Annotated in this window: 22 protein-coding genes; 5 read left to right on the top strand and 17 right to left on the bottom strand. The window is 70.7% G+C overall.

Going from position 1 to position 22,640, the window contains the following annotated elements; translation table 11 throughout:
• Positions 1-112 precede the first annotated feature (112 nt).
• The gene (locus AB0M88_RS14855; RefSeq protein ID WP_364101017.1) at positions 113-1,327 is read left to right on the top strand and encodes an NADP-dependent isocitrate dehydrogenase; all 1,215 of its coding nucleotides are present in this window, start codon (positions 113-115) and stop codon (positions 1,325-1,327) included.
• Positions 1,328-2,028: 701 nt separating this feature from the next.
• Complete coding sequence (locus AB0M88_RS14850) at positions 2,029-2,298, top strand: hypothetical protein (protein WP_364101014.1); 270 nt, start codon at positions 2,029-2,031, stop codon at positions 2,296-2,298.
• Positions 2,299-2,355: 57 nt separating this feature from the next.
• Here AB0M88_RS14850 and galT read toward each other — a convergent pair whose 3' ends face one another.
• The 4 genes from galT to AB0M88_RS14830 all read right to left on the bottom strand — a co-directional run bounded on the left by galT (position 2,356) and on the right by AB0M88_RS14830 (position 6,202).
• On the bottom strand, positions 2,356-3,444 hold the full coding sequence (galT, locus tag AB0M88_RS14845) for a galactose-1-phosphate uridylyltransferase (protein WP_364101011.1): 1,089 nt from the start codon (positions 3,442-3,444) through the stop codon (positions 2,356-2,358).
• A complete protein-coding gene (locus AB0M88_RS14840; protein WP_364101008.1) occupies positions 3,441-4,217 on the bottom strand; it encodes a DeoR/GlpR family DNA-binding transcription regulator in 777 nt (258 codons plus the stop codon). Before AB0M88_RS14840 ends, galT begins: the two co-directional genes overlap by 4 nt.
• Positions 4,218-4,289: 72 nt before the next feature.
• Entirely contained in the window at positions 4,290-5,216 is a 927-nt protein-coding gene (locus AB0M88_RS14835; protein ID WP_364101006.1) for a glycosyltransferase family A protein, read from the bottom strand.
• Positions 5,216-6,202, bottom strand: coding sequence for a sulfotransferase (locus AB0M88_RS14830; protein ID WP_364101003.1), 987 nt, complete (start codon positions 6,200-6,202; stop codon positions 5,216-5,218). Before AB0M88_RS14830 ends, AB0M88_RS14835 begins: the two co-directional genes overlap by 1 nt.
• A 33-nt stretch (positions 6,203-6,235) precedes the next feature.
• On the opposite strand from AB0M88_RS14830, the gene AB0M88_RS14825 reads away from it, so the two are divergent.
• Both AB0M88_RS14825 and AB0M88_RS14820 read left to right on the top strand, forming a co-directional pair.
• Positions 6,236-7,030, top strand: coding sequence for a WecB/TagA/CpsF family glycosyltransferase (locus AB0M88_RS14825; protein WP_364101000.1), 795 nt, complete (start codon positions 6,236-6,238; stop codon positions 7,028-7,030).
• 3 nt (positions 7,031-7,033) lie between these two features.
• Positions 7,034-7,162, top strand: coding sequence for a hypothetical protein (locus AB0M88_RS14820; protein WP_364100998.1), 129 nt, complete (start codon positions 7,034-7,036; stop codon positions 7,160-7,162).
• On the opposite strand, the gene AB0M88_RS14815 is transcribed toward AB0M88_RS14820, so the two are convergent.
• The 8 genes from AB0M88_RS14815 to cysC all read right to left on the bottom strand — a co-directional run bounded on the left by AB0M88_RS14815 (position 7,152) and on the right by cysC (position 17,255).
• Positions 7,152-8,141, bottom strand: a complete 990-nt coding sequence (locus AB0M88_RS14815; protein ID WP_364100995.1) for a glycosyl hydrolase — start codon at positions 8,139-8,141, stop codon at positions 7,152-7,154. The genes AB0M88_RS14820 and AB0M88_RS14815 overlap by 11 nt on opposite strands.
• The gene (locus tag AB0M88_RS14810; protein WP_364100992.1) at positions 8,134-8,862 is read right to left on the bottom strand and encodes a methyltransferase domain-containing protein; all 729 of its coding nucleotides are present in this window, start codon (positions 8,860-8,862) and stop codon (positions 8,134-8,136) included. The genes AB0M88_RS14815 and AB0M88_RS14810 overlap by 8 nt, the downstream gene beginning before the upstream one ends.
• Positions 8,859-10,391, bottom strand: a complete 1,533-nt coding sequence (locus AB0M88_RS14805) for an MATE family efflux transporter (protein WP_364100989.1) — start codon at positions 10,389-10,391, stop codon at positions 8,859-8,861. Before AB0M88_RS14805 ends, AB0M88_RS14810 begins: the two co-directional genes overlap by 4 nt.
• A complete protein-coding gene (locus AB0M88_RS14800) occupies positions 10,391-11,266 on the bottom strand; it encodes a sulfotransferase domain-containing protein (RefSeq protein ID WP_364100986.1) in 876 nt (291 codons plus the stop codon). The genes AB0M88_RS14805 and AB0M88_RS14800 overlap by 1 nt, the downstream gene beginning before the upstream one ends.
• 5 nt (positions 11,267-11,271) lie before the next feature.
• Positions 11,272-12,501: a hypothetical protein gene (locus AB0M88_RS14795; protein ID WP_364100983.1), complete on the bottom strand. Its 1,230-nt coding sequence runs from the start codon at positions 12,499-12,501 to the stop codon at positions 11,272-11,274.
• A complete protein-coding gene (locus tag AB0M88_RS14790; RefSeq protein ID WP_364100980.1) occupies positions 12,498-13,874 on the bottom strand; it encodes a hypothetical protein in 1,377 nt (458 codons plus the stop codon). Before AB0M88_RS14790 ends, AB0M88_RS14795 begins: the two co-directional genes overlap by 4 nt.
• On the bottom strand, positions 13,871-15,649 hold the full coding sequence (locus tag AB0M88_RS14785) for a Wzz/FepE/Etk N-terminal domain-containing protein (protein WP_364100977.1): 1,779 nt from the start codon (positions 15,647-15,649) through the stop codon (positions 13,871-13,873). The genes AB0M88_RS14790 and AB0M88_RS14785 overlap by 4 nt, the downstream gene beginning before the upstream one ends.
• An 85-nt stretch (positions 15,650-15,734) precedes the next feature.
• The gene (gene cysC, locus AB0M88_RS14780; protein ID WP_364100974.1) at positions 15,735-17,255 is read right to left on the bottom strand and encodes an adenylyl-sulfate kinase; all 1,521 of its coding nucleotides are present in this window, start codon (positions 17,253-17,255) and stop codon (positions 15,735-15,737) included.
• 133 nt (positions 17,256-17,388) lie between these two features.
• On the opposite strand from cysC, the gene AB0M88_RS14775 reads away from it, so the two are divergent.
• The gene (locus AB0M88_RS14775) at positions 17,389-18,687 is read left to right on the top strand and encodes a glycosyl hydrolase (RefSeq protein ID WP_364100971.1); all 1,299 of its coding nucleotides are present in this window, start codon (positions 17,389-17,391) and stop codon (positions 18,685-18,687) included.
• 81 nt (positions 18,688-18,768) lie between these two features.
• Here AB0M88_RS14775 and AB0M88_RS14770 read toward each other — a convergent pair whose 3' ends face one another.
• The 5 genes from AB0M88_RS14770 to AB0M88_RS14750 form a co-directional block, all read right to left on the bottom strand.
• On the bottom strand, positions 18,769-19,104 hold the full coding sequence (locus tag AB0M88_RS14770; RefSeq protein WP_364100968.1) for a hypothetical protein: 336 nt from the start codon (positions 19,102-19,104) through the stop codon (positions 18,769-18,771).
• A gap of 95 nt (positions 19,105-19,199) precedes the next feature.
• On the bottom strand, positions 19,200-19,910 hold the full coding sequence (locus tag AB0M88_RS14765) for an ABC transporter permease (protein ID WP_364101094.1): 711 nt from the start codon (positions 19,908-19,910) through the stop codon (positions 19,200-19,202).
• Positions 19,910-20,821 (bottom strand): ABC transporter ATP-binding protein, encoded by a 912-nt coding sequence (locus AB0M88_RS14760; RefSeq protein ID WP_364100965.1) that lies wholly within the window; start codon positions 20,819-20,821, stop codon positions 19,910-19,912. The genes AB0M88_RS14765 and AB0M88_RS14760 overlap by 1 nt, the downstream gene beginning before the upstream one ends.
• Positions 20,818-21,681: an ABC transporter permease gene (locus AB0M88_RS14755; RefSeq protein WP_364100962.1), complete on the bottom strand. Its 864-nt coding sequence runs from the start codon at positions 21,679-21,681 to the stop codon at positions 20,818-20,820. The genes AB0M88_RS14760 and AB0M88_RS14755 overlap by 4 nt, the downstream gene beginning before the upstream one ends.
• On the bottom strand, positions 21,674-22,588 hold the full coding sequence (locus AB0M88_RS14750; protein WP_364100959.1) for an ABC transporter ATP-binding protein: 915 nt from the start codon (positions 22,586-22,588) through the stop codon (positions 21,674-21,676). The genes AB0M88_RS14755 and AB0M88_RS14750 overlap by 8 nt, the downstream gene beginning before the upstream one ends.
• Between the last annotated feature and the right edge of the window lie 52 nt (positions 22,589-22,640).

Below are 22,640 nucleotides of genomic sequence, written 5' to 3'. Positions count from 1 at the left end.
ACACGCATATGGCGAACGCAGGGTGACTAGCGTACCTGGTCCGCACCGCGCCCACCCTATGCAGTACGCTCGTACTGCTTAAGCGTGTGTTTTCGGAGAGGAGCGCCGGCCGATGGCGAAAATCAAGGTCAAGAACCCGGTCGTGGAGCTCGACGGCGACGAGATGACCCGGATCATCTGGAAGCAGATCCGTGAGCAGCTGATCCTGCCCTACCTCGACGTCAACCTCGAGTACTACGACCTCGGCATTCAGTACCGTGACGAGACCGACGACCAGGTCACGGTCGACGCGGCCAACGCCATCAAGCGGCACGGGGTCGGCGTCAAGTGCGCCACCATCACCCCCGACGAGGCCCGGGTCCAGGAGTTCGGCCTCAAGAAGATGTGGCGCTCGCCGAACGGCACGATCCGCAACATCCTCGGCGGCGTCGTGTTCCGCGAGCCGATCATCATGTCGAACGTGCCGCGGCTCGTCCCCGGCTGGACCAAGCCGATCATCATCGGCCGTCACGCCCACGGCGACCAGTACAAGGCGACCGACTTCGTGGCGCCGAGTGCCGGCAAGTTCACGATGACCTTCACGCCCGAGGACGGCTCGGCGCCGATCGAGTTCCACGTCGCCGACTTCCCCCAGGGCGGCGTCGGCATGGGCATGTACAACTTCGACGAGTCGATCCGCGACTTCGCGCGCGCCTCGTTCCGGTACGGCCTGGCCCGCAACTACCCGGTCTACCTCTCCACCAAGAACACGATCCTCAAGGCGTACGACGGCCGGTTCAAGGACCTGTTCGCCGAGATCTTCGAGTCCGAGTTCGCCGACCAGTTCAAGGCGGCCGGCCTCACCTACGAGCACCGGCTGATCGACGACATGGTCGCCGCCGCGCTCAAGTGGGAGGGCGGCTACGTCTGGGCCTGCAAGAACTATGACGGTGACGTGCAGAGTGACACCGTCGCGCAGGGCTTCGGCTCGCTCGGCCTGATGACCAGCGTGCTGATGACTCCGGACGGCAAGACCGTCGAGGCCGAGGCCGCACACGGCACGGTCACCCGGCACTACCGGCAGTGGCAGAAGGGCGAGAAGACCTCGACCAACCCGATCGCCTCGATCTTCGCCTGGACCGGCGGCCTCAAGCACCGCGGCCTGCTCGACAGCACCCCCGAGGTGACCGCGTTCGCGCAGACCCTCGAGCAGGTCTGCGTCGACACCGTCGAGGGCGGCCAGATGACGAAGGACCTCGCGCTCCTCATCTCCCGCGACGCCCCGTGGCTGTCGACCGACGAGTTCATGAACGCCCTCGACGAAAACCTGGCCCGCAAGCTCGCCTGACGTTTCCGTCGGAAGTAAAGGCCGCCGATGGCGGCCTTTACTCATTTCTCGCGCCGACCGGCGCCCCGACACTCGATGCATGAAATTATGCGGCATTCTGCATGTTTATTTCCGTAACCGGGGGTTATACGGGTCGTTTCTCATGCAGAACGGATGACGGTCGCGACAGTGAGGGGTCGCCCACCGAGCCGGCCGCCTTGTCCCGGGCGCCGTTCGGTTCCCCTCGTCGTCGTGCCCGGCCAGTAGGCGTCGACGCGCCTGCCGTCCCTTCCCGCGGGGGGCCTTGTCCCGGGCCCCCCGCCCCTAAAAGTCGTCGGCCGGTCCCGTAGGGGCCGTGTCCTTTGTAGTTGGTGATGACGTCCAGCCCGCAGCCGGTCGCGTTCCCGGTGCCCGCCAGCCCGGTGAGGTCGCCTCGGTCGTCGAACAGCAAGGGTGCCGGCGGGCAAGGCGGCCACGGCCACTGCGGTGAGCGCACCCTGCACATCTATGCGGGTGCTGGGCGCGCGGATCCCATGAGGCATGGATCGGCTCGGCGATCGGGCTGACCACGCCGTGGTAGGTCTACACGTCAGCAACCTGAGACGTAGTGCAGGTCGTACGCCGTGGCGGTGGACCGGGCCTGCCCGGGTCTTGGAACGGGTCGAGACGCCTTAGGAGGGTTGGAGAAGTTGGAAGCAGCTCTCGAGCGAGAGAACAGGTTGGTGCTTGACCTCGTCCAGGCGGCGCTCGGACTCGTCTCTCAAGAAATGCGAGCTATCTCGTTCCAACTGAATGCCGACCGAGTCGATCTGTACATTGCCGTGCGTGAGCGTGGTCAGCATGTCGACGAGGACGTCGAGGACTTGGTGTTCGAGTTGGAGGCACTCCAGGACGGTCCAGTCGACATAGAGCCGCACATCTTTGTAGGTTCACCGGGTCCTGATTGGCCAGGAAATTCAGGCCGTCGCGTCTACCTGGCCAAAGAGGTCTGACGCCAGGGGAGGCCGAGGCTCGTCGTCGCCTCGGCCTTTGATCCCGGAGCCCGCGCTTCAGGCCTCGCGGAGCATTTCGGCCGCCTTCTCGGGGACGATGTCGTTGACGAAGAAGCCCATCGCGGACTCCGAGCCGGCCAGGTATTTCAGCTTGTCGGCGGCGCGGCGGATGCTGAACAGCTGCAGGTGCAGATAGCCCAGCTCGCGTCCCTCGCCGACCACCGCCTGGTGCCAGGCCGAGATGTACGGCATCGGCTTGCCGAACAGCCGGTCGAAGCGGCCGAGCACGTCGAGATAGAGCGGGCCGAACGCGTCCCGTTCCGCGTCGGACAGGGCCGGGATGTCGAGGACCTTGCGGTGCGGCGCCAACTGCACCTCGAACGGCCATCGGGCGGCCGCCGGCACGTACGCCGTCCAGTGCTCGTTCTCGCCGATCACGCGGACGCCCGCCTTGCGTTCGGCGGTGAGGACGTCGGTGTAGAGGTCGTGGCCGGTGCGCGTGCGGTAGCGGGCCGCCGCCGTGAGCATCGACCGGGTTCGCGCCGGCACCGTCGGGTAGGCGTAGATCTGGCCGTGGGGGTGGTGCAGGGTCACGCCGATCTCGACGCCGCGGTTCTCGAACGGGAAGACCTGGGCGACCCCGGTGAGCCGGGACATCTCGGTGGTGCGGTCGGCCAGCACGTCGATGACCGTGCGGACGCGCGCCGGGGTGAGGGCGCCGAACGAGCTGTTGTGGTCGCTGGTGAAGCACACGACCTCGGCCCGCCCGATGCCCGGCCGCACCGGCACCAGCTCGGTCAGCGAGGTGATCTCGTCGGGGGCGACGCGGTCGCTGAACGACGGGAACTGGTTTTCGAAGACCACGACGTCGTAGGAGGGCGCCGGGATCTCGCTGGCGAACGACGGCGTCGACGGGCAGAGCGGGCACGCGTCGGACGGCGGCAGGAAGGTGCGCGTCTGGCGGTGCGCGGCCACCGCCACCCACTCGTCGACCAGCGGGTCGTAGCGCAGCTGGGACGTGTGCGGGGGTGGCGGCAGGTGCCGGGTGTCGGGGAACGAGGCGCGCCCGGAGGCCGGCGCCTCGTCGAAGTAGATGAGCTCCCGGCCGTCCGAGAGGCGGATGGCCTGGCGCGAGGCGAACGTCACTGCCCGCTCACCACCACGAGCTCGGGCACGGTCTCGTCGAGCAGCGCGCGGGCTTGTTCGTCGAGCCCGTCGTCGGTGATCAGCACATCGGCCCGTTCCAGGGCGACGATCGAGGAGATGCCGACCGTGCCCCATTTGGTGTGGTCGGCCAGGACGACCAGGCGTTCGGCCGCCTCGACCAGGGCGCGGTTGACGTCGGCCTCCATCAGGTTGGGGGTGGTGTAGCCCGCGCGCTCGCTCATGCCGTGCACGCCGAGGAAGAGCATGTCGAGGTGGAGCGTGCCGATCGCGGCGACCGCCACCGGGCCGACCAGCGCGTCGGACGGGGTGCGGGTGCCGCCGGTCAGCACCACGGTCTGGTCGGGGCGGCCGGCGCGGTAGAAGATGTCGGCGACCGGGATCGAGTTGGTCACCACGGTCAGGGCGGGCACGTCGACCAGGCGCTGGGCGAGGCCGGCGGTGGTGGTGCCGGCCGAGAGGGCGATCGCGTCGCCGGGCGAGACCAGCGCGGCCGCCCGCATCGCCATCGCGGCCTTCTCGGCGCGCTGGCGCACCGACTTGGCGGCGAAGCCGGGTTCGTGGGCCGAGCCCGGGCTGACCGTGGTCGCGCCGCCGTGCACCTTGGACAGCAGGCCGCGGTCGGCCAGCGACTCGAGGTCACGGCGGATGGTCATGTCGGAGACGCCGTACTCCGAGGCCAGCTCGCTGACCCGGACGCCGCCGGCGGCCCGGACCCGGTCAAGAATTGCCGCCTGGCGCTGTTGAGCGAGCATCAGCGGCCGATCACATTTTCGAACACACCCGAACAATACCTTGCGATCGGGGATGGGCGAAAGAGTGAGGGTTCAGATACCGCGACCCCGCTTGTGTAGGGCCGACAAGACGTTCTCGACCTTGACTGCGCCGGTCATCGCGGCCAGAGCGATCGCGGTCCGCGGTTCCTTCCAGTTCGCCCGCACCGCCTCCTTGCTGAACTGCCAGGCCTGGCTGCGATTGCCGGTCGCCGCCGACCAGCACGCCAGCTGCCCGTAGACGCGCGCCGCTCCGGGCCGGCATCCGCTGATCTCCGGGTGCCTCTGCATCATCCAGCGCAGCGAGGAGATCTTGGTGGCGTACTCGTAGGCGTAGTGCGACGAGCGTCCCCACAGCACCCGCACCAGCGGCTCGTCGAGGTGCACGATCGGCACCCGGCGGGCGGCCCGCAGCAGCAGGTCCCAGTCCTCGTTCTGGCTGCCCGGCGCGTCCTCGGCGACCAGGCCGATGGCGTCCGGCGCGAGCGCCGACCGCCGGATCAGGAACGACGACGAGTGCAGCATCGACATGCGGGAGCGGGCGAGCTGGTCGACGGTCACCCGGCTGCCGCCGGCCAGCCTCGCGGTCGTACGCCCCTCGAACTCGACTTCGATCGCACAGGTGGCGAACTCGGAGTCCGGTTCGGCCAGCAACGCCGCGACCTGCCGCCGCAGCTTGTCCGGCTGCCACTGGTCGTCGTCGTCGCAGAACGCCACGAACTCGGTGTCCAGGGCCAGGATGCCGGTGTTGCGCGCGCCGGCCAGCCCCGAGGACCGCCAGTTGGTCAGCACCAGCACCGGCACCGAGCCGGCCTCCGGCGACGAGGAGGCGAGCAGATAGTCGGGTTCGGTCTGGTCGTAGACCACCAGGATCTTCAGCTCGCCCGGGTAGCGCTGGTCGCGGACCGCCGCGATCGCCTTGCGGACCAGTTCGGGCCGGTTCCGGGTGGGGATCACCACCCCGACCGAGGGCCAGTTCATCACGCCTCCTGTGGGGCCGAGAAGGGGGCCGAGAGGGGGGCCGAGAGGGGGTAGCCGTACGCCCGGAGCAGCGGCCCGCAGACCGTGCCGACCAGCCGCCGCTGCGAGCTGGGCATCGCTCGCACCCAGGCGTCGTCGCGGCGCAGCGTCACGCGTCCGACGGTGAAGCGCATCGGGTTGCCGGCCGCGCTGTGCCCGACGCCGAGGTCGGCGTACTCGGACCGGACAAAGGAAAGGTCCTCGGTGGTCAGCCGCAGGCCGGCGAAGTCGGCCAGTTTGATCAGTTCGGTGCGCGGGTCGGCCAGGAACTCCTCGTAGCGGATCCGGCGTACCGGGACGCCGCGGCGGCCGAGCAGGCCGAAGGCGGCGTTGTGGGCGTTCCAGAGCAGCGCCGAGCGGCCGGGGGAGTAGCGGGTCATCTCGTCGGTGCCGTCGGTCTCGGGCCGCGAGACCCGCTTGGTCCACGAGTACGCCACCCCGCGCGCGTCCCGCACGACGTGCACCACCCGCAGGTCGACGTCGGCCGCCCAGCGCAGCACGTGGGCGAGCGCCGAATGCTTGGACGAGTCGACCACCACCGGCGAGCCCGAGACCTCGGCCGCCGCGGTGTAGACCCGGCCGTAGTAGCTCGCGTATTCGCGGACGTCGTCGGGAACGTCGGTGGCCCGGGCCAGGCGCGGGATGTGCCGCGTGCGCTCGACCGTGTCGCGCAGCGCGTGCACCCGTTCGACGTCGACGTTGGCCCAGCCGTTGAACGCGCGCTCGCCGACCTGCTTCCAGAACGTGCAGGCCGAGAACCGGGCGCCGCAGCCGCAGCGCTCGTCGTCGCGGATGTCGCGCTGCCAGAGGTGGACTACTTCGCCGAGGGCGCACACGCCCGGGAGCTCGCCGAGGACACGTTCGACGAGCGTTGTTCCGCTACGTCCTAATCCACCCAGAAATAACACGCGTGCCACTTTGGTCCGCCTTCGCTCGTTTCGCCTCATATAACGAGCGAATGGTCCCGAAGGAGGCGTTAGGTGGGCATCGAGGCTTTCGACCGCGTGCACCTGGACGGCACCGGCATCGACCGGATCACCGAGGCCGAGGTCGTGGCGATCGTCCGGGACGCGCTTACGCGCGGCCGGGGCGGGCGCATCGTCACCCCGAACATCGACATCCTGAGACGGGCGCAGCGGGAACCCGAGGCGCGCCGCTTCCTCGACGACGCCGATCTGGTCGTGGCCGACGGCATGCCGCTGATCTGGGCCAGCAAGCTCGGCGGGGCGCCGCTGCCGGAACGGGTCGCCGGCAGCAGCCTGATCTGGTCGCTCTCGGCCGGACTGGGCCGCGACCGCCGCTCCATCTTCGTCATCGGCGGGTCACCCGCCGATCAGGGTGCGACCGACGGAGCGACCCGGGCCGCCGATCGCCTGGCGGCCGCGTGCCCCGGCCTCCGCGTGGCGGGCGCGCTCTGCCCCCCGTACGGCTTCGAGCGCGACCGCGGCGCGGTGGCCGACCTGTGCACCAAGGTCTCCGGCGCCGAGCCCGATCTGGTCTTCGTCGGCCTGGGGTTCCCGAAGCAGGAACGGATCGTCGACCGGCTGCGGCCGGAGCTGCCGAACGCGTGGTTCGTCGGGTGCGGAGCGGCGGTGAACTTCGTGGCCGGCGACGTCGGCCGGGCGCCGCGCTGGATGCAGCGCACCGGCCTGGAATGGGCGCACCGGCTGGGCACCGAGCCGGGCCGGCTGGCCGGCCGCTATCTGCGGCACGACGCGCCCTACGCCCTGCGGCTGCTGGCCGGCGCCCCCGTGCAGAGGGCCCGGACCAAATAACCTTTGGCGCGAAAACTGGAAACCGCCGGTCGCCCGGTCAAGTGGGATCCCCACTTCCCGGGCTACCGGCGGTTCCACAGCGCGGACGACCACGGCAATCGCCTGGAGTTCCTGGAGAGCGTCAAGGATTGAAGTACGGATCCGTGACCAGCCGGTGGAACGCCTTGAACGCCGGTTTGTCGCCGGCCAGCTGGAACTGTTTGTCGGGCGCGTTACCGTCCGGATTGGACTCGAAGTAGGCCACCGCCTTGATCTGGGGGTTGGCCTTGAAGGTCCGTTCGGCGTCGGACAGCCAGGCCGCCCGCCCGGCCGATCCCCACGATCTGGCCACCCCGAACTCGCCGATGATGATCGGCTTGGGGTGCTGGGCCGCCCACTGCAGGAACGGCTCCATGAGCTGCCCGATCGGCTCGAACTGGGTGGCGGCGTAGACGTCGACGCAGGTCCAGTCGACCTGGTCGTCGCCGGGATAGAACGGCGCCGCGTCGCCGCGCTGGAAGCCCTCGGCGGTCGGGCACCACACCCAGCTGACGTTGTCGGCCCCGACCGTCCGGAAGATGTTCCGCACGTACTTCCAGGCCGCGATGTAGTCCGGGCCCGACCACATCGTGGCCCGCAGGTTGGGCCGGTCCATCTCCCAGCGCATCCGCAGCAGCACCGGTACGCGCAGCGCCTTGATCTCCTCGGCCTGCCTGCGGATGAGGTCGTCGTGCTCGCCGTCCACGATGGACCGGTTGTCGCCGGTCGCCCAGCTGACCATCAGGGTCGCGCCCTGGGCCAGGAACTCCTTGTCCGACGACGTGCCGACCATCTGCTCGAACCGTCGGTACGTGTTGACGATCTTCAGCTTGCGGCCGAGGCTCGACTCCATGTCGTCCACCGCGGCGAGGCGGCCGACGTGGGTGAGTTGCTCCGGCTTGATCCAGGCCCCGACGTAGGCCCCTTCACGAGGCGCCTTGAACGGGCCGGACTCGAACGGACCGGGGTTGATCGCGATGCCGGCGGGTCTCTTCGACAGATCGGGCGGCGGCGCCGGGGTCGCCTTCTTCGGGCTGGAGCAGCCGGCAAGCACCAGGACCATCGCCGTGAAGATCAAGAATGCCCTACGCACGGCGCGCCGCATAAAGGACGTTGACCGCGTACTGATCGCTGCCGGGAAGGCGGCGAACCGCCGCGTCGGCCACCCGGGCGAGCGGGTTCTGATGCAGCCCCGGCGTGATCATCGAGAACCCGCGCCGCTCGACGATCTCGAACCCGTGCCGGGAGAACAGCCGGTAGATCTGCTCGTGCGACAGCTCGGCGAACCACCGCTCGCCGTCGTGCCGCCGCGCCCGCAGGTGCCGCAGCGACCCGGCGTTGCCGTGGTTCTCGACCACCAGCAGGCCCGCGTTGGAGTCCGGCAGCGCCTTGGCCGCGAACGCCATCGCCCGGTCGCGCACCGCGTCGTCCACATTGAGCAGCAGCCGGAACATCGTCACCAGCACCGGCTGACCGGCCAGCACCGGCTCGGGCACCGGGCCCTCGATCGGCACCTTGTGCCACACCGCGTGCGAGCCGACCTCGGCCGCCTTGGCCATCATCTCTTCCGAGGTGTCGTAGCCGTGGGCCTCGCGGACCATGCCGTGCAGCGTGCGGATCGCCCGCCCGGTGCCGCAGGCGAAGTCGTGCTGCACCGGGGCCCGGGGCCCGAACTCCCGCTTCACCAGCGCCCGCAGATAATCACGCTGCCGCTGATTGATCTGCCACGCATAGCTGTCCGGCGCGTAGGTGATGTTCTCGTACTTCTCGACCGCCGCGGCGTCCTGAAACACCTTGGTGTAGTCCGTGGTCAACTGGTCCTCCTCTTCCCGAAGGGTTTGAACGCGTCCAGAGCCAGGGGGCCGCGCAGCAGCCAGGCCCCGGCCAGAAAGGCGGGCACCGCGACGAGCACGGCCAGGGTCAGGCCGACCGTTCCGCCGCCGGCCAGGCCGGTGGCCAGCCGGGGCAGAAGGCCGAAGCAGCCGATCGACAGCAGCGCGGCCGCGCGGGTGCCGGCGCCGAACGGATGCAGGCCGACCGCGCGGCCGACCTGGATCAGCGGCAGCAGGTTGTTGGCGACCATCGCGCAGGCCAGGCCGATCGCCGCGCCGAGCGCGCCCATCCGGGGCACCAGCAGGCAGTCGAGCCCGATCGTGACGGCCAGCGCGACCAGCACGTTGACCAGGTTCCACGAGGTGCGGCCGGCCATCGCCAACACCATGTCGACCATGCCGCAGCCGGTCGCGACGAGCATCGCCCCGGCCAGCACGACGACGACCGGGACGCCCTTGGTGTAGCCGTCGCCGAAGAACCGGAGATAGACCGGCGCGAACAGCATCACCAGCAGGTTGATCGGCCAGGTGACGAGCACGAGCCAGCCGGTCGCGGTCTGGTAGAGGTGGTTGGCCGCGTCGCGGTCGCCGGTCGCCAGCGCCTCGGCCAGCCGGGGTTGCACCGACTGCGAGATGCCCTGGTTGGCGAACTGGATCAGCACCACGAAGCGGCCCGCCACGGCGTAGATCGCCGCCGGCACCAGGCCGCCGAGCGCGGCCACCAGCAGCACGTCGACCCGCTGCAACGCCAGCTGGGCGACGCTGGCCAGCGCGCGCGGCCCGGTGAAACGCCAGAAGGCCCGCCGCACCTCGCTCCGCTCGGCGCGGGTCGTGGTCACTCCGGGCGGCTTGCTCGCGCGATAGAGCTTTCTCAATCCGTACGCGGCGAGCACCGTCACCGGCAGATAGGGGGCCGCCCAGGCCGTGGCGAACACGGGCAGCGACAGCGCGGCGATCCCGGCGCCGGCGACCAGCACGACCTGCAGCCCGCTGCGCAGCACCCGGTCGAGCACCACCGTCGGGCGCATCGCCTTGTAGCCGCGGGTGGCCGTGAGCAGGGCGTCGGTCATCGCCTGCAGCGGCACGAAGACAGCCAGCGCGCGGAGCCCGGCGGTGTGCGCGCCGACCACCCCGGCCGCCTGATGAGCGGTGGTGCGGGCGATGGCCGGCGCGAGCGCCCACATGGCGGCGGCCAGCAGCAGCGACAGCACGAGCACCGGCAGGAGGCCGGTCCGCAGGCAGGCGCCGACCAGGTGGTCGCGCCCGGTCGCCCGCAGCCGCGCCGGCCAGTAGACGAGCCCGGTCTGGGTGCCGAGCTTGGCGAGCCCGCCGGTCAGCACGAACGCGGCCGTGGCGGCGAAGAACGCGCCCGCCTGGTCGGTGCCGAGCGACCTCGCCACCACCCAGGTGACGATGACGCCGGCGCCCCCCGCCAGGGCCGATCCGGCCATGTTGGCCAGGCCCCCGCGCGCGACCTTCTTCGTCGCCTCGCGTTCGAGGACGGCCGTCATCAGCGACGCCAGACGGGGGTGTGCCCGAGCCAGGACGCCAGGGCGTCGTCGTGGCGCTGGTAGTGGGCGGTCAGCTCGCGGCGCAGCGCCGGATCCATGTCGGACTGCCGGGGACGCGCGTTGTGCTGCTCGAACGCCGGCCGCTCGAAGTAGGTCGGCAGCCCGAGGAAGTCGCAGATCTCGTCGTAGACGTCGGCCGGCTGGGCGAAGAACCGCTCGCTCTCGACCACGTGGATCCGCTCCCGGCCGACGTGCTGGGCCATCACGCTCAGGTAGCGGGCGTACTCGCCGCGGGCCCGGTAGGCGTGGTGCTGATGAGCGAAGCTGTAGTAGCGCGGGTCCTCGGCCAGCCGGTCCTCCTGCCGGTGCAACCGGGCCGGTTCGAGCGCCAGGGCCGCCCCGAAGTCGCGCTCGGTCTCGAAGCCGCGCGCCACCTCGTGGTGATGCTGGGAGTACGCCCGCTCGACCGGGTCGCGCACCAGCGCGATCAGCTTGGTCTGGGGCAGGTCGCGGGCGATCCGGGCGGCCGCCTGCGGGTGATACATGTAATACGGCGCCGATTCGAAGGTCTGGGCCGGCGAGCCGTAGCGCTCGGTCAGCCGGTCGGCGTGCCGCTGCAGCGGGAAATGCGCTTTGTACCAAGGCATTCCGCGGTCGTAGGACACGTCGAAGTAGTGCACGCCCTTGTGCAGCACCGCCTTGAGGATCATCGGATGGCCGGCCAGCGCGCGGTAGAGCGAGGTCGTGCCGCAGCGCTGCCCACCGCAGATCAGGAAGGCCGGCGTCATCCGGCTCGGCGCGGTCAACCGGCCGTATGAGCGGGAGCCCAGGTGGACCACCCGCTTCACCGGCGCCGGAACCTTGCGAACGTCCACTGTGCTCAGAGCTCCTCGACCCGGCGGATCAGCACCGGCAGCAGCCAGGTTCCGAGCACGCCCAGGCGGGCGCCGGCCTCGGCCTGGCGATCGGTCAGATAACGGGTGGCCAGGTCGACCAGGTAGAGCAGCGCGGTCAGCGTGCGGCCCTCGGCCGGAGCGCCGAACGGGGCCAGCAGCTCGCCCGCCCGCTGCACGGTCGCCTCGACCGCGTCCCGGGCGTCGTCGGTCGACTGGATGCGCCGCTGAAGCTCGTGGTGCACCGCGTCGAAGCCGAGCGGCACCCCGGTCGCGAACCGCTCCCAGTCCCAGACCAGCAGGGCGTCGTCGACGTTGGCCATGTTCCAGGGCGCCCAGTCGCCGTGCCACGCGCCATAGCGGAAGCCGGTCTCGCCGGCGTGCTTGACCAGCAGCTCGGCGGCCGAGGCGAGACTCGCGCCCTCGGGCCGGTCGGCCACCGCGGCCAGCCGCTGGCGCAGCTCGTGCCAGTACGACCCGGCGGCCAGCGTGCCCTGCGTGTAGCCGCAGCAGCCGGCGATGTCGAGCATGGCCGCGACCAGGCGGCGCGGGGTCAGGGTGGCCCGGGGCAGCCAGACCGGCAGCGCCGACTGGACCAGCACCTGCAGGCCCTGCCACTGCCCGGCGTGCAGCACCCGGGGCACGGTCAGCTTGGTCAGGCCGCTGCTGCCGAGCGCGGTCAGCGCCGCCGTCTCGGCCTTCACCAGCCGCTGGGTGAGCGGGCCGGTCCCGAGCTTGCCGAAGCCGAACGTGTCGCCCTCGGGGCCGATCAGCTGCAGCACCGGCTTGCGGTTGGCCCGGGCCGGTCCGATGTGGATGCTGATCGCCAGCTCGCGGGCCAGCGCCTCGCTCAGATAGCCGTCGATGCTGGTCGAGAACGGGCCGGTCACCCGGATCTTGTCGCGCAGCAGCACCCCTGAGGCGCCGGTACGCAGCGCGGCCACGACCGCGTCGCGCTTGAACCGTGCGGTTCGCGACTGTGGTTCGGCGTACCGGCGGACCGCGACCGCCGCGACGCGGCGCGAGACCGTCGGCACCAGCAGGCGGGGCCGCCGGGCGTCGGGGACGACCAGATATTCGGCGATCGGCGTGCCCGGCGAGCCGTCGGTGCGGCACGGCTGCGGGTAGAGGAGGTCGAGCACCTCGGTGAGGTACTGGGTGCGCAGGGCCGCGTCGCCGGCGGTCAACTCGGGCGGTGCGGTCTTGACCGGGCTCATGCTTGTTCCCCCTCTTGTCGGACTACCTGATTTCGCCAGAGCAGCGCATATGCCAGGACCATGAAGGCAAGAGGGGTGACGAGCGAGTTGTACCAGAGCATCGCCGAGAACGAGGTGACGATCGCGGCGCTGCCGGCTATGCCGATCGGGCTGCGGTCACGGCGGAACCGCCACAGGCCGAACAGGAAGAAGCCGAGGTAGCCGAGTGTGCCGACCGCGCCGTGCGCGTACAGCAGCTGCCACAACTGGCCGTTCCCGCCGACGGTGAAGTTGCCGCAGCGCTCGCAGCCCGCGCTCTCGCCGACCGTGATCGACTGCCGTCCGCCGGCCGTGTTCCGGGTGCTGCCGTAGCCGACGACCGGCGACGCGGCGAAACCGTCCAGCGCCTTGTCGATCAGGAACGAGCGCACGCCGTTCGACTTGCCGTTGTCCAGCCGCGCCGAGACGACGTTGCCGAGCGGGGTGGCGACGAGGCCGACCGCGAGCACCGCCCCGGCCAGCGCGACGACGCCCAGGATCCAGAGCCGGCCGGCCAGCACGAGGCGGGCGGCGACGTAGAGGGCGAGCACGCCGAGGCCGATCCAGAGCCCCCGGTTGAGCGAGACCACGGCCGGCACGATCGAGACGCCCAGACAGATCAGCGCCCACATCCGGGTGCGGCCCCGGCCCGACTGCCAGGCCGCCACGACCAGCCAGCCGGCCAGCAGGCAGAAGTTGTTGCCCCAGGTGTTGGTGTAACCCCAGGGCGCGGCCGGCCTCGGACGGTCCCCGCCGACCAGGTCCATGATCTGGGCGGCGTAGGGGTGGACCATCGACTGGATGAAGCTCATGTTGCGCAGGTGACCGGGCAGCAGCATCTCGACCGGCGAGGTGAACTCGAAGCTCCCGGCCACGATGCCGAGCAGGCCGCCCAGCACCGTCACCACGAACATCCAGCCGAGCAGTCGCACCAGCCGCTTGCGCGGGAGCTCGGACTCCTTCAGATTGCCGGCGTAGAGCAGGAGCACGGTCAGGGCGGCGTACATCCCGAGCCGGAACACGACGGCGGGCAGGCGGCCCGACGCATGCCCGGGCACCGTCCCGGCCGGGTCGGCGCCGAGGGCGCCGATGCTGACGACCACCGCGATGAGAAACAGCGCCCACCAGGCGAAGCCGGGTGGCAGGCGCAGCCGCCTCCCGGCGGCCGCGCGCCGCAGCAGAAGGAACAGCATCGGCGCGGCGACCAGGGCGAAGATGAGTACGCCGAGACCGAGCGCCCACCACAGGGGATAGAGCGTGAGCACGACGGTGACCGGCCAGGCGGGCAGCGCGCGTTTTTTGCCGTCCTCCGCCGGGCCGCCGGGTTTCTCCGGGGCCGCGACCGAAAGGCTCACTGCTGGTCGCCGTCCTTGGTGCCGTCAGGGCTTCCGGCGGCCTTGACCACGTCGGACATGTCGATGATCGCCGTGTCGTCGAGCGGAGGATGCGGACTGGGCAGAGCCTTCGGGCCCTTGTCCCTCGTGGCCTCCTTCTGCGCCGCCGACAACGTGCCGGTCGGGAAGCGCATCGGCTGGGTCATGTCGTTGTCGCGCACCGGCTTGCCGCCGGCCACCGGCATGCCCGCGGTCAGCGTCACCGCCGGACCGTGCACGTCGGCCGCCCGGATCGGGGCCAGACGCGGCAACACGACCGCGCCGAGCAGCGGAGTCCCCACCCGCTGCAGCTGCTCGACGGCGTCGAGCAGGGCCGGGCGCCGCGAACGTCGCAGCTCGACCGCGAGGATCGCCGCGTCGGCCAGGCTGGCCAGACCCTGCGCGTCGGCGCTGCTGCTGGTCGACGGCGCCTCGATGACCACGTAGCCGCCCTGCCCGCGCAGCGCCTGCAGGGTGTCGCGCAGCCGCTGCGACTGCATCAGGCCGGCCGCGGTGGCGGCACCACCGGTGGTGATCACCCGCAGCGACGGGATACGCGGCGTGCGCTGCAGCACCCGGGCCAGGCTCACCCGCCCGGCCAGCAGCTCGGAGAGGCCCGGCGTCGCCGAGACCCCGAACATCCGCGCCAGAGGCGCGGCATCCACCACGCTGTCCGGCAGGTGCGCGCCGATCAGCACGACGTTGCTTCCGGTACGCGCGAGCGCCGCGGCCAGATTCGCCGACACCAGGGTCGCGGCCGAACCGCGGCTCGCCCCGGTCACCACGATGATCTGGTCGCCCGGCTGGAGGCTGGCCAGAACCTCGTTGCGGAGCCGGTTGAAGACCCGGCCGCCCGCGCCGTAGGGCTGCAGCACGTCGTCGAAGTGCGGAGTGGTCCGGTCGTCGAGGGCCGCCAGCACCGGCATCCGGCCGCGGTCGCGGACGTCCGCCGCGGTGCGCAGGCGCCGGTCGAAGCGTTCCCGGGCGAAGGCCAGCAGCAGACCGAGCAGCAGGCCGACCATGCCGCCCGTGGCCAGGTTGACCATCGGGTTGGGGCTGGTCGGCGTGTCGGGCAGGCGGGCGTCGCTGATGATGCTGCCCGCGCCGACCGTGGTCGTGGTCAGCTCGTTCAGCTTGCCGGTCAGCGAGTTGAGCTGGTTCTGCGAATTGTTGCGCAGGCTCAGCAGGTTGCTCTCGTCCGGGCTGCCCTTGGCGGCCCGCGACAGGCGCGCGTTGATGCCGGTCAGCGTGGTGGTGAGCTGCTTGACCTTGGCGTTCAGCGTCTTGATCTGCTGGTTCAGGCCGTCCTGCGCGGTCTCCTGCCGGTTGCGCAGGTAGGCCTCGGCGAACGCGTGCGACCCGGACTGGGCCTCCTGCGGCGTACCGCCCTTGAAGTTGACCACCAGGACCGTGGTGTTCGCCGGCACCTCGACCGACACGTCCTTGGCCAGGTCGATCGGCGAGCGGGTGGTCCGCAGCAGCTCGGCCGCCTTGACCGCGACCGCGCCCGAACCGACCAACTGGGCCTCGGTGTCGAGGTTGACCGCGCCCTTGGTGCGGCCACCGGAGGCGTTGGTGTCCTGGTCGACGGCCTGCACGAGCACCGAGGTCGACGACTCGTAGACCTTCGGCAGCGCCTGGGTCAGCGCCGTTCCGGCTCCGAGCCCGGCCCCCGTCGCCAGCAGCGCGATCCACCAGTGGCGGCGGAAGACGCCTAGGTAGTGCGAGACATCAGCGGACGAGGCGGACGCTTCCATCGGTTTCGGCGGCCCTTCCGGGGTGGAGTGAGAGGGTGCTTTGCCCCCGGAGGGGTAAACGTCTCACTCCCGCCTACGTGATGGGTCAGCTCAACTTGGGCTCCACCCAGCCGCTCTCCACCAGATAGGCCAGCACCACCTCGATCGCCTCCGGCACCGACATGTCGGTGGTGTCGATCGTGAGCTCGGCGTTGGCGGGCTCCTCGTAAGGGTCGTCGACACCGGTCATGCCGCGCAGCTGACCGGCCCGGGCCCGGGCGTACAGGCCCTTGCGGTCGCGCTGCTCGCACACCTCGAGCGGGGTCGCCACGTGCACGAGCACGAAACCGGCCCCGGCCTCGGTCGCCATCCGCCGGGCGGCCCGGCGGGCGCTTTCGTAGGGCGCGATCGGGCAGGCCACGGCCATGCCGCGGTGCCGGGCGACCTCGGCCGCGACCCAGCCGATGCGGCGCACGTTGGCGTCCCGGTCGGCCTTGGAGAAGCCGAGACCGGCCGACAGCTCACGGCGCACGACGTCGCCGTCGAGCAGCGTGATCGTGCGGTCGCCGCTCTCGCGCATCGAGTCGACCAGGCCGCGGGCGATCGTCGACTTGCCCGAACCGGAGAAGCCGGTGAAGAAGACGACCAGGCCGCGGTGCCGGCGCGGCGGGCGCACCCGGACCAGCTCCTTGGCGACCGCGGGCGGGGTGTGCCACTCGGGCAGCGGGAAGCCGCGGTCGAGCAGGTCGTCGATCTCGGCCGGGGTCATCGCCAGCCGGCGGTTGCGGGGCGGGATGTCGTCGCGCCAGCGCCACTGGCCGTCGCGGTTGTCGTACGCCAGCTCGCGCGGCACCAGCACCCGCAGGCCGGCGCCGGACAGCATGTCGCCGGTCGACAGCACGTGGGTCACGCCGTACGCCCCGGCCACCCGCGCCCGCAGGAGCGCGTCACGCATCTCGTCGCCCCGGGTGAGCAGCGGGACCGCGACGATGGTCGCCGGAGGCATCCGGTCACGGGCCGCGAAGATCGCCCGGACGAGTGCCTCGGGCGGCAGGCCGTCGGGGCCGGGACCGCTCACCGGGACCAGGATCAGCAGGTGGGCCGCCAGCGTGCGGGCGGCGTGGGCGATCTGCGCCAGTTGAGGCCGGTGCAGCGGGCGGTCGGCGATCACGCCGAGCACGCGGCCCGGCGGCAGCAGCGCCTTGACCTCCTCGGGCGAGCGCCGCAGCCGCTGGAACGGGCCGTGCCCGCCGTCGCCCATCCGGCGGACCGTGCCGCCGGCGCCGTAGCGCTGCGGATCGATCGGCCAGACGTCGGTGAGCTCGAGGGCGGCCACCGGCGCGCCCTCGGGGTCGGTCAGCACGACCGTGCGTTGTCGTGGGTCGTCGGCGTCGAGCCGGCTCGCCAGCTCGGCCGGCAGCTCCAAAGTGACCGGCACCGGCCACTGGGTTCCGTCGGCGAGCTGACCGCGACGCTGCAGCGCGGCCAGATCGGCCCGGCCGAGGAACCCGGTCAGCGGCGAGTAGGCCCCGCTCAGCAGGAGCTCCAGGTCGGCGAGCTCGTGCGGGCGCGGCGTGTACGACGGGGCGTCCCGCAGCACATCCTCGGGCAGCACCGAACCATTCACTGTCGTATCCCCTTGCGGCCGATTAGGAGACAGTTTTGCAGCCCTGCTGATCGAGGTCGAGGCGGGTCTCCCCACGACGGATTTCTCGTCGGGTATTGGACAAATCGGATAAAAGTCACAATACTGGCTGATCGTGAGTCGTCGCCCGCGCCGTTTCCGGCATCTCCACTTCGCCGCGATACCCGTCGCATTCGTTCTTTCCGCCGTCACCACGCTCGCCTGGGCGTGGACCGGGGGGATGTCGCAGATCGGCCTTCCGGGTGACCCGACCGTGGCCCTGCCCCTACTGGCACCCGGCCCCTCGCCGTTCTCCGTCGGGCCCCTGCCGACCGGTGGTTTCGCCGCCCCCTCCCTTCTGACACGCCCGGGCGCGGGGGACGACCCCGTAGTCCACGCCGCCGCTCCGACCACGTCGGGTGCCGCGCCCGGGCCTTCACATTCCGCACCGGCCGTCCCCGCCCCGCCCGTACTGGCGCGATCGGCCTGCCACACCGCGGACAAGCTGATCCCGACCTGCGGCGTCCTCTGGGGAGTCGCGCCGGGCGCCCACACCGAGTCGCGGGGCGCCTCGGCGCTGGCCGCCTTCGAACGCAAAACCGGGCGCCACCAGGCGATCTACCACGCCTACCACGGCGGCATCCACCGGCTGTTCCCCACGCCGCAGGAGATCGCGATCGCCCACCAGAAAGGCGCGCCGCGCATCCTGTTCCTCAACTGGAAACCGGAAGCCGCCTCCTGGGCCGCGATCGCCCGCGGCGACCGGGGCACCGACGCGTTCCTCGACCGGCTGGCCGTCCACATCCGCCGGACGTTCCCCGACAAGTTCTTCTTCGCTGTGCACCACGAGGGCGAGAACGACGTCCGCGAGAAGGCCGGCTCGGGCTACACGGCCCGGGACTACGCCGCGATGTACCGCCACGTGGTGAAGCGGCTGCGGGCCGACGGCGTGCACAACATGGTCACCGTGCTGGTGCACATGGCGTACGTGCCGCACGCGACCAAGAGCTGGTTCGACCAGATGTACCCGGGGGACGACGTGGTCGACTGGATCGGCCTCGACGTGTACGCGTACAGCACCCCCGGCTACGGCCACGGAGACTTCGCCGAGGTGCTGAACCGCAAACTGGGCGGCAAACGGGCCTGGCCCGGCTTCTACAACTGGTCCATCCGCGAACACCCGCACAAGCCGCTGATGATCGCCGAATGGGGCGTCTGGTCGTCCTCGAAGAACACCCGCTACAAGGTCGACTTCTATCGCGATCTCGGCTCCGAGCTGCGCCGCTTCCCGCGCATCAAGGCGATGGTGCAGTTCGAGACCCCGCACAACCAGAAGGGCCAGGACTCGTCGGTCGACAGCACCCCGGCCGCCCTGCAGGCCTACCGCCGCCTCGGCCACCTGCCGATGTTCCAGGTGGCGGTCACCGCCCGCTGACCAGAGCTTCCAGCCCTGACCGGCAACCGCGTGGCCTCACTGTGCGCTAGATCACAGTGCGCGTTGGTGCCGCGCGCTCCGTCACTCCGCCCCCGGCACGGCCGAGACGACGTTTCCCTCCACGGGCACACGTTCCCGAAGTTCCCGGGCGGCCGACGAGAGGACCGGGAGGTGATCGCGCCGGAAACGGACCGGCGCGAAAGGGGCGCTCCGCAGCGGCCGCGAGGGTGCCAGCCGCAGCGACAACTCGAACGGGTGCCCGGCCTCGCCGCCGAGGCCGACCAGCGCCTCACAGAGGTTGGCAGTCACACCCTGCGAGACGGCCTCGGTGAAGACATCGAGCCCGTTCGCATCGGTCAGGGCCTCGTTCGCCGCGGCGTGCGCCGCCCGGACGGCGTCGTACAGCCTCAGCGACACGAGACGCTCGAACGGTTCCGCCGAGCCGGCCGCGTCCGGCTCGGCGAGCGGGGCGGCCAGGGCGCCGGGCCGTGGCCCGGCGCCCGGCGTGCGGGTCAGCTGGTTTCGCCGGCGACGCTGAAGGAGCCGAGGCGGCGGATGGCGTAGAGGGTGCCGCCCACGATGAAGATCGCGCTCATCACGATGGCGACCGGGATCGAGACCACGCCCTTCAGCATGTCGGTGGGATGGATTTTGTCGGCCAGGGCGATCACGTACTGCTCGATGGAGAGCACCCGGGTGCCGCTGAGGAAGCGGCCCAGCAGGCCCTCCCAGACCAGGATGTAGATCAGGCCGAGCAGGACCGGGCGGCGGCTCAGCAGGCTGAGCAGCACGAACAGGGCCGAGTAGGCGATGGCGCCGACCACGCCGCCGATCACCAGTGCCAGGCCGAAGGCGGCCGAGTCGGCCAGCAGGCCGGCGATGAACAGCGGGATGGCCGCGCTGACCGCGCTCACCACGATCGCCACCAGCAGCTTGGCGAAGATGATGTCGCGCCGCGGGAGCGGCTTGGTCAGGATGTGGACGATCGTGCCGTCGTCCACCTCGGAGCCGAGGACGCCGGTGCCGACGATCAGCGACGTCACGGGGAGCACCACGACCAGGCCGAGGCCGACGATGACCGGCTGGCCCCACTGGGTCGGCGCGACGTCGTTGGCCCGGCAGATCACCGCCAGGAGGATCATCAGCACCGGCAGGGGCAGCAGGAGGAGCAGCCGGCGGCGACCGAACAGGCCGCGGGCGGTGATGTAGGCGACTGTGGACATCATGCCTCCAGCAGGTAGGAGAAGACGCTCTCCAGGGACTCGTCGGACGGCAGCAGCTTGCGCAGCCGGATGCCCTCGCCCAGGGCGATGCGCGGGAGCGCGCGGGTGAAACTGCCGTAGTCGCTGGCGCGTACGGTCAGACCGGTCTGTTCGATCTCGACGCCGCTCACGGATTTCTCGCCGATCAGGGCGACCGCCAGGCGGCGGTCATCGGAGCTCTGTACGGCGAAGACGTGCGGCCGGTTCGTCATCAGCCGGCGGATCTTGCGGTAGTCGCCGGAGGCCGCGAGACGGCCCGCCACGATGACCTGGACCAGGCCGGAGAGCTGCTCGACCTCCTCCAGGATGTGTGAGCTGAACAGGATCGTGTGCCCCTGCTCGCCCAGCTTGTGCAGCAGCGTCATCATGTGCATCCGCTGGCGCGGGTCCATGCCGTTGAACGGCTCGTCGAGCAGCAGCACCTGCGGCTCGTGGACCAGCGCGGCGGCGACCCGGGTGCGCTGGCGCATGCCCTTGGAGAAGGTCTCGATGCGCCGGTCCTGCGCGTCGGTCATCTCGACCAGGCGCAGCGCCCGGTCGGCGGCGGCCGCCGGGTCGGGCAGCTTCTGCATCTTGGCGCACGCGGTGACGAACTGGCGGGCGGTCAGGAAGCCGTGCACCGCCTCGCGCTCGGCGACCAGGCCCAGCGTGCGGTAGATGCCCGGGTTGCGCCAGGTGGGCGATCCGTCGATGGTGACGGTGCCGCGGGACGGGCTGAGGAAACCGGCCATCATGTGCAGCACGGTGGTCTTGCCGGCCCCGTTCGGACCGAGCAGGCCGGTGACGCCCGGCTCCAGGCTCATCGTGATGTCGTTGACGGCCACCACGTTGCCGTACCAGCGGGAGACGTTCTGCAGATCGACGGTGCTCACAGGGAAGCCACCTTCCGATAGCGGGCCAGCAGGAGCAGCAACAGGGCCGCGACCAGGCAGACGAACTCGATGCCGTAGATCGGGCCGAAGCTTCCGATGTCGATGCCCGCGTTCGGCTTGTTTCGCAGCCAGGTGCTGATGCCGCCGACCAGGGTCTCCGGGCTGGCGAGGCCGGCCAGGTTGCGCGACGTCTCGGACGGCAGGATGCTCAGCACCCCGACGATCGGGGTGGTCACCACGAAGAGGGCGACGATGCCGCCGGCCGCGAACGCCTGCTTGCCCGTGACCGAGGCGATCAGCAGGCCGATGGCCGAGAAGAGGACCGCCCACAGCACGCTGTAGCCCCAGCCCGGGAGCAGGTTTCCGGCCTCGTGCCACACGCCCTTCATCCCGGTCTTGGTGGTGAAGGCGGCGCCCAGGAACATGATCAGCTGCGGTACGCCGAGCAACAGCCACACCGCGCTGATCAGCGCGGCCACCTTGGCCATGACGTAGTCGGAGGCGCGCACCGGGCGGCTGAAGTAGAGCGGCAGCACCCCGGCGCGCAGATCGCGGGAGACCAGGGCGGGCGCGATGATGGCGACGAAGAAGACGACCAGGATCCCCATCGTCTCGTCGAACTGGTAGTAGTCGAACAGCGTGATGTTCGCCTTGGCCTTAACCCCGGCGTCGATCACGGCGATGAGCAGGCCGATGCCCGCCACCAGCCAGGGGAAGATCTTGGCCTTCGCCGAACGGCCGAGACCGAACGAGGCCCGGATGCCGTGCACGTAGAGCGAGCCGAACAGCGCGCCCCGGCCCAGCTTCGGACCCTCGTACCGCTGGTATCCGATGTCATGGATGACGCCGGCCTCAGACATCGGCCGTCTCCTTCGTCGTGAAGAGCTCGGCCACCCGGTGGCGTCGCTGGTCGAGGCGGTGCAGCGGCAGGTCCAGATCGGCCACGACCCGCAGGATCTGGTCGTACGAGTCGTCCGAGGTGAGTGGCACCAGCAGCAGGCGCCCCTCCCGGCTGACCGCCAGGCCGTGGTTGGTGAGGGACTCGGCCAACTCGTCCGTACCCTCGCTGACCTCGACCGCGAGAACGTCGGAGGCGGTCGTCATCGCCGAGATGCGGTCGGCGCGAAGCAGCCGGCCGCCCTCGATCGCGATCAGCGAGTCGCAGATCCGCTCGACCTCACCGAGCAGGTGGGAGCAGACGACGACCGAGATGCCGAACTCGGTGCCGATCCGGTGGACCAGGGCGAGCATGGCTTCGCGGCCGGCCGGGTCGAGGCCGTTGGTCGGCTCGTCGAGCAGCAGCAGATCGGGGTCGTGCACGAGCGCCTGGGCCAGCTTGACCCGCTGCTTCATGCCGGTCGAGTAGCCACCGATCTGCCGGTAGCGCTCCTCGTAGAGCCCGACGTGCCGCAGGGCCTCGGAGGCACGCTCGCGGGCCGCGGTGCGGGGCAGGCCACTCATGCGGCCCAGATGGGTGACGAACTCGGAGGCGGAGACGTCCGGAGGCAGACAGTCGTTCTCCGGCATGTATCCGACACGGGCCCGGACCTTGTCGGTCTGCGAGACCGGATCGAGGTCGAAGACCCGGACCGACCCGCTGGACGGTGCGAGCAGGCCCAGCATGATTTTAATGAAGGTGCTCTTACCGGCGCCGTTGGCGCCGACGAGCCCGATGACGCCCGCATCGACGTCAACGGTCAGGTCGGCGAGAGCCGTCACCCCGCCGCCGTACGTCTTCGTCAGCGCCTGAGTCGCGATGATGGTCACAGGCCTAGCCTAGGAACCACCCGCACCCTGCCGGATCAGGTGGAACCCTGAG

The sequence above is a fragment of the Actinoplanes sp. NPDC051411 genome (assembly GCF_040682075.1).
Lineage (GTDB): Bacteria > Actinomycetota > Actinomycetes > Mycobacteriales > Micromonosporaceae > Actinoplanes.
Note: the sequence above shows the minus strand (reverse complement) of the source record. Positions and strands in the feature narration are given on the sequence as shown.

Excerpts from the sequence above, each read along its gene's own strand:
- AB0M88_RS14855 (WP_364101017.1), top strand. The coding sequence starts at position 113 with ATGGCGAAAATCAAGGTCAAGAACCCGGTCGTGGAGCTCGACGGCGAC.
- AB0M88_RS14840 (WP_364101008.1), bottom strand. The coding sequence starts at position 4,217 with ATGCTCGCTCAACAGCGCCAGGCGGCAATTCTTGACCGGGTCCGGGCC.
- AB0M88_RS14835 (WP_364101006.1), bottom strand. The coding sequence starts at position 5,216 with ATGAACTGGCCCTCGGTCGGGGTGGTGATCCCCACCCGGAACCGGCCC.
- AB0M88_RS14830 (WP_364101003.1), bottom strand. The coding sequence starts at position 6,202 with ATGAGGCGAAACGAGCGAAGGCGGACCAAAGTGGCACGCGTGTTATTT.
- AB0M88_RS14805 (WP_364100989.1), bottom strand. The coding sequence starts at position 10,391 with ATGACGGCCGTCCTCGAACGCGAGGCGACGAAGAAGGTCGCGCGCGGG.
- AB0M88_RS14795 (WP_364100983.1), bottom strand. The coding sequence starts at position 12,501 with ATGAGCCCGGTCAAGACCGCACCGCCCGAGTTGACCGCCGGCGACGCG.
- AB0M88_RS14785 (WP_364100977.1), bottom strand. The coding sequence starts at position 15,649 with ATGGAAGCGTCCGCCTCGTCCGCTGATGTCTCGCACTACCTAGGCGTC.
- AB0M88_RS14765 (WP_364101094.1), bottom strand. The coding sequence starts at position 19,910 with ATGTCCACAGTCGCCTACATCACCGCCCGCGGCCTGTTCGGTCGCCGC.
- AB0M88_RS14755 (WP_364100962.1), bottom strand. The coding sequence starts at position 21,681 with ATGTCTGAGGCCGGCGTCATCCATGACATCGGATACCAGCGGTACGAG.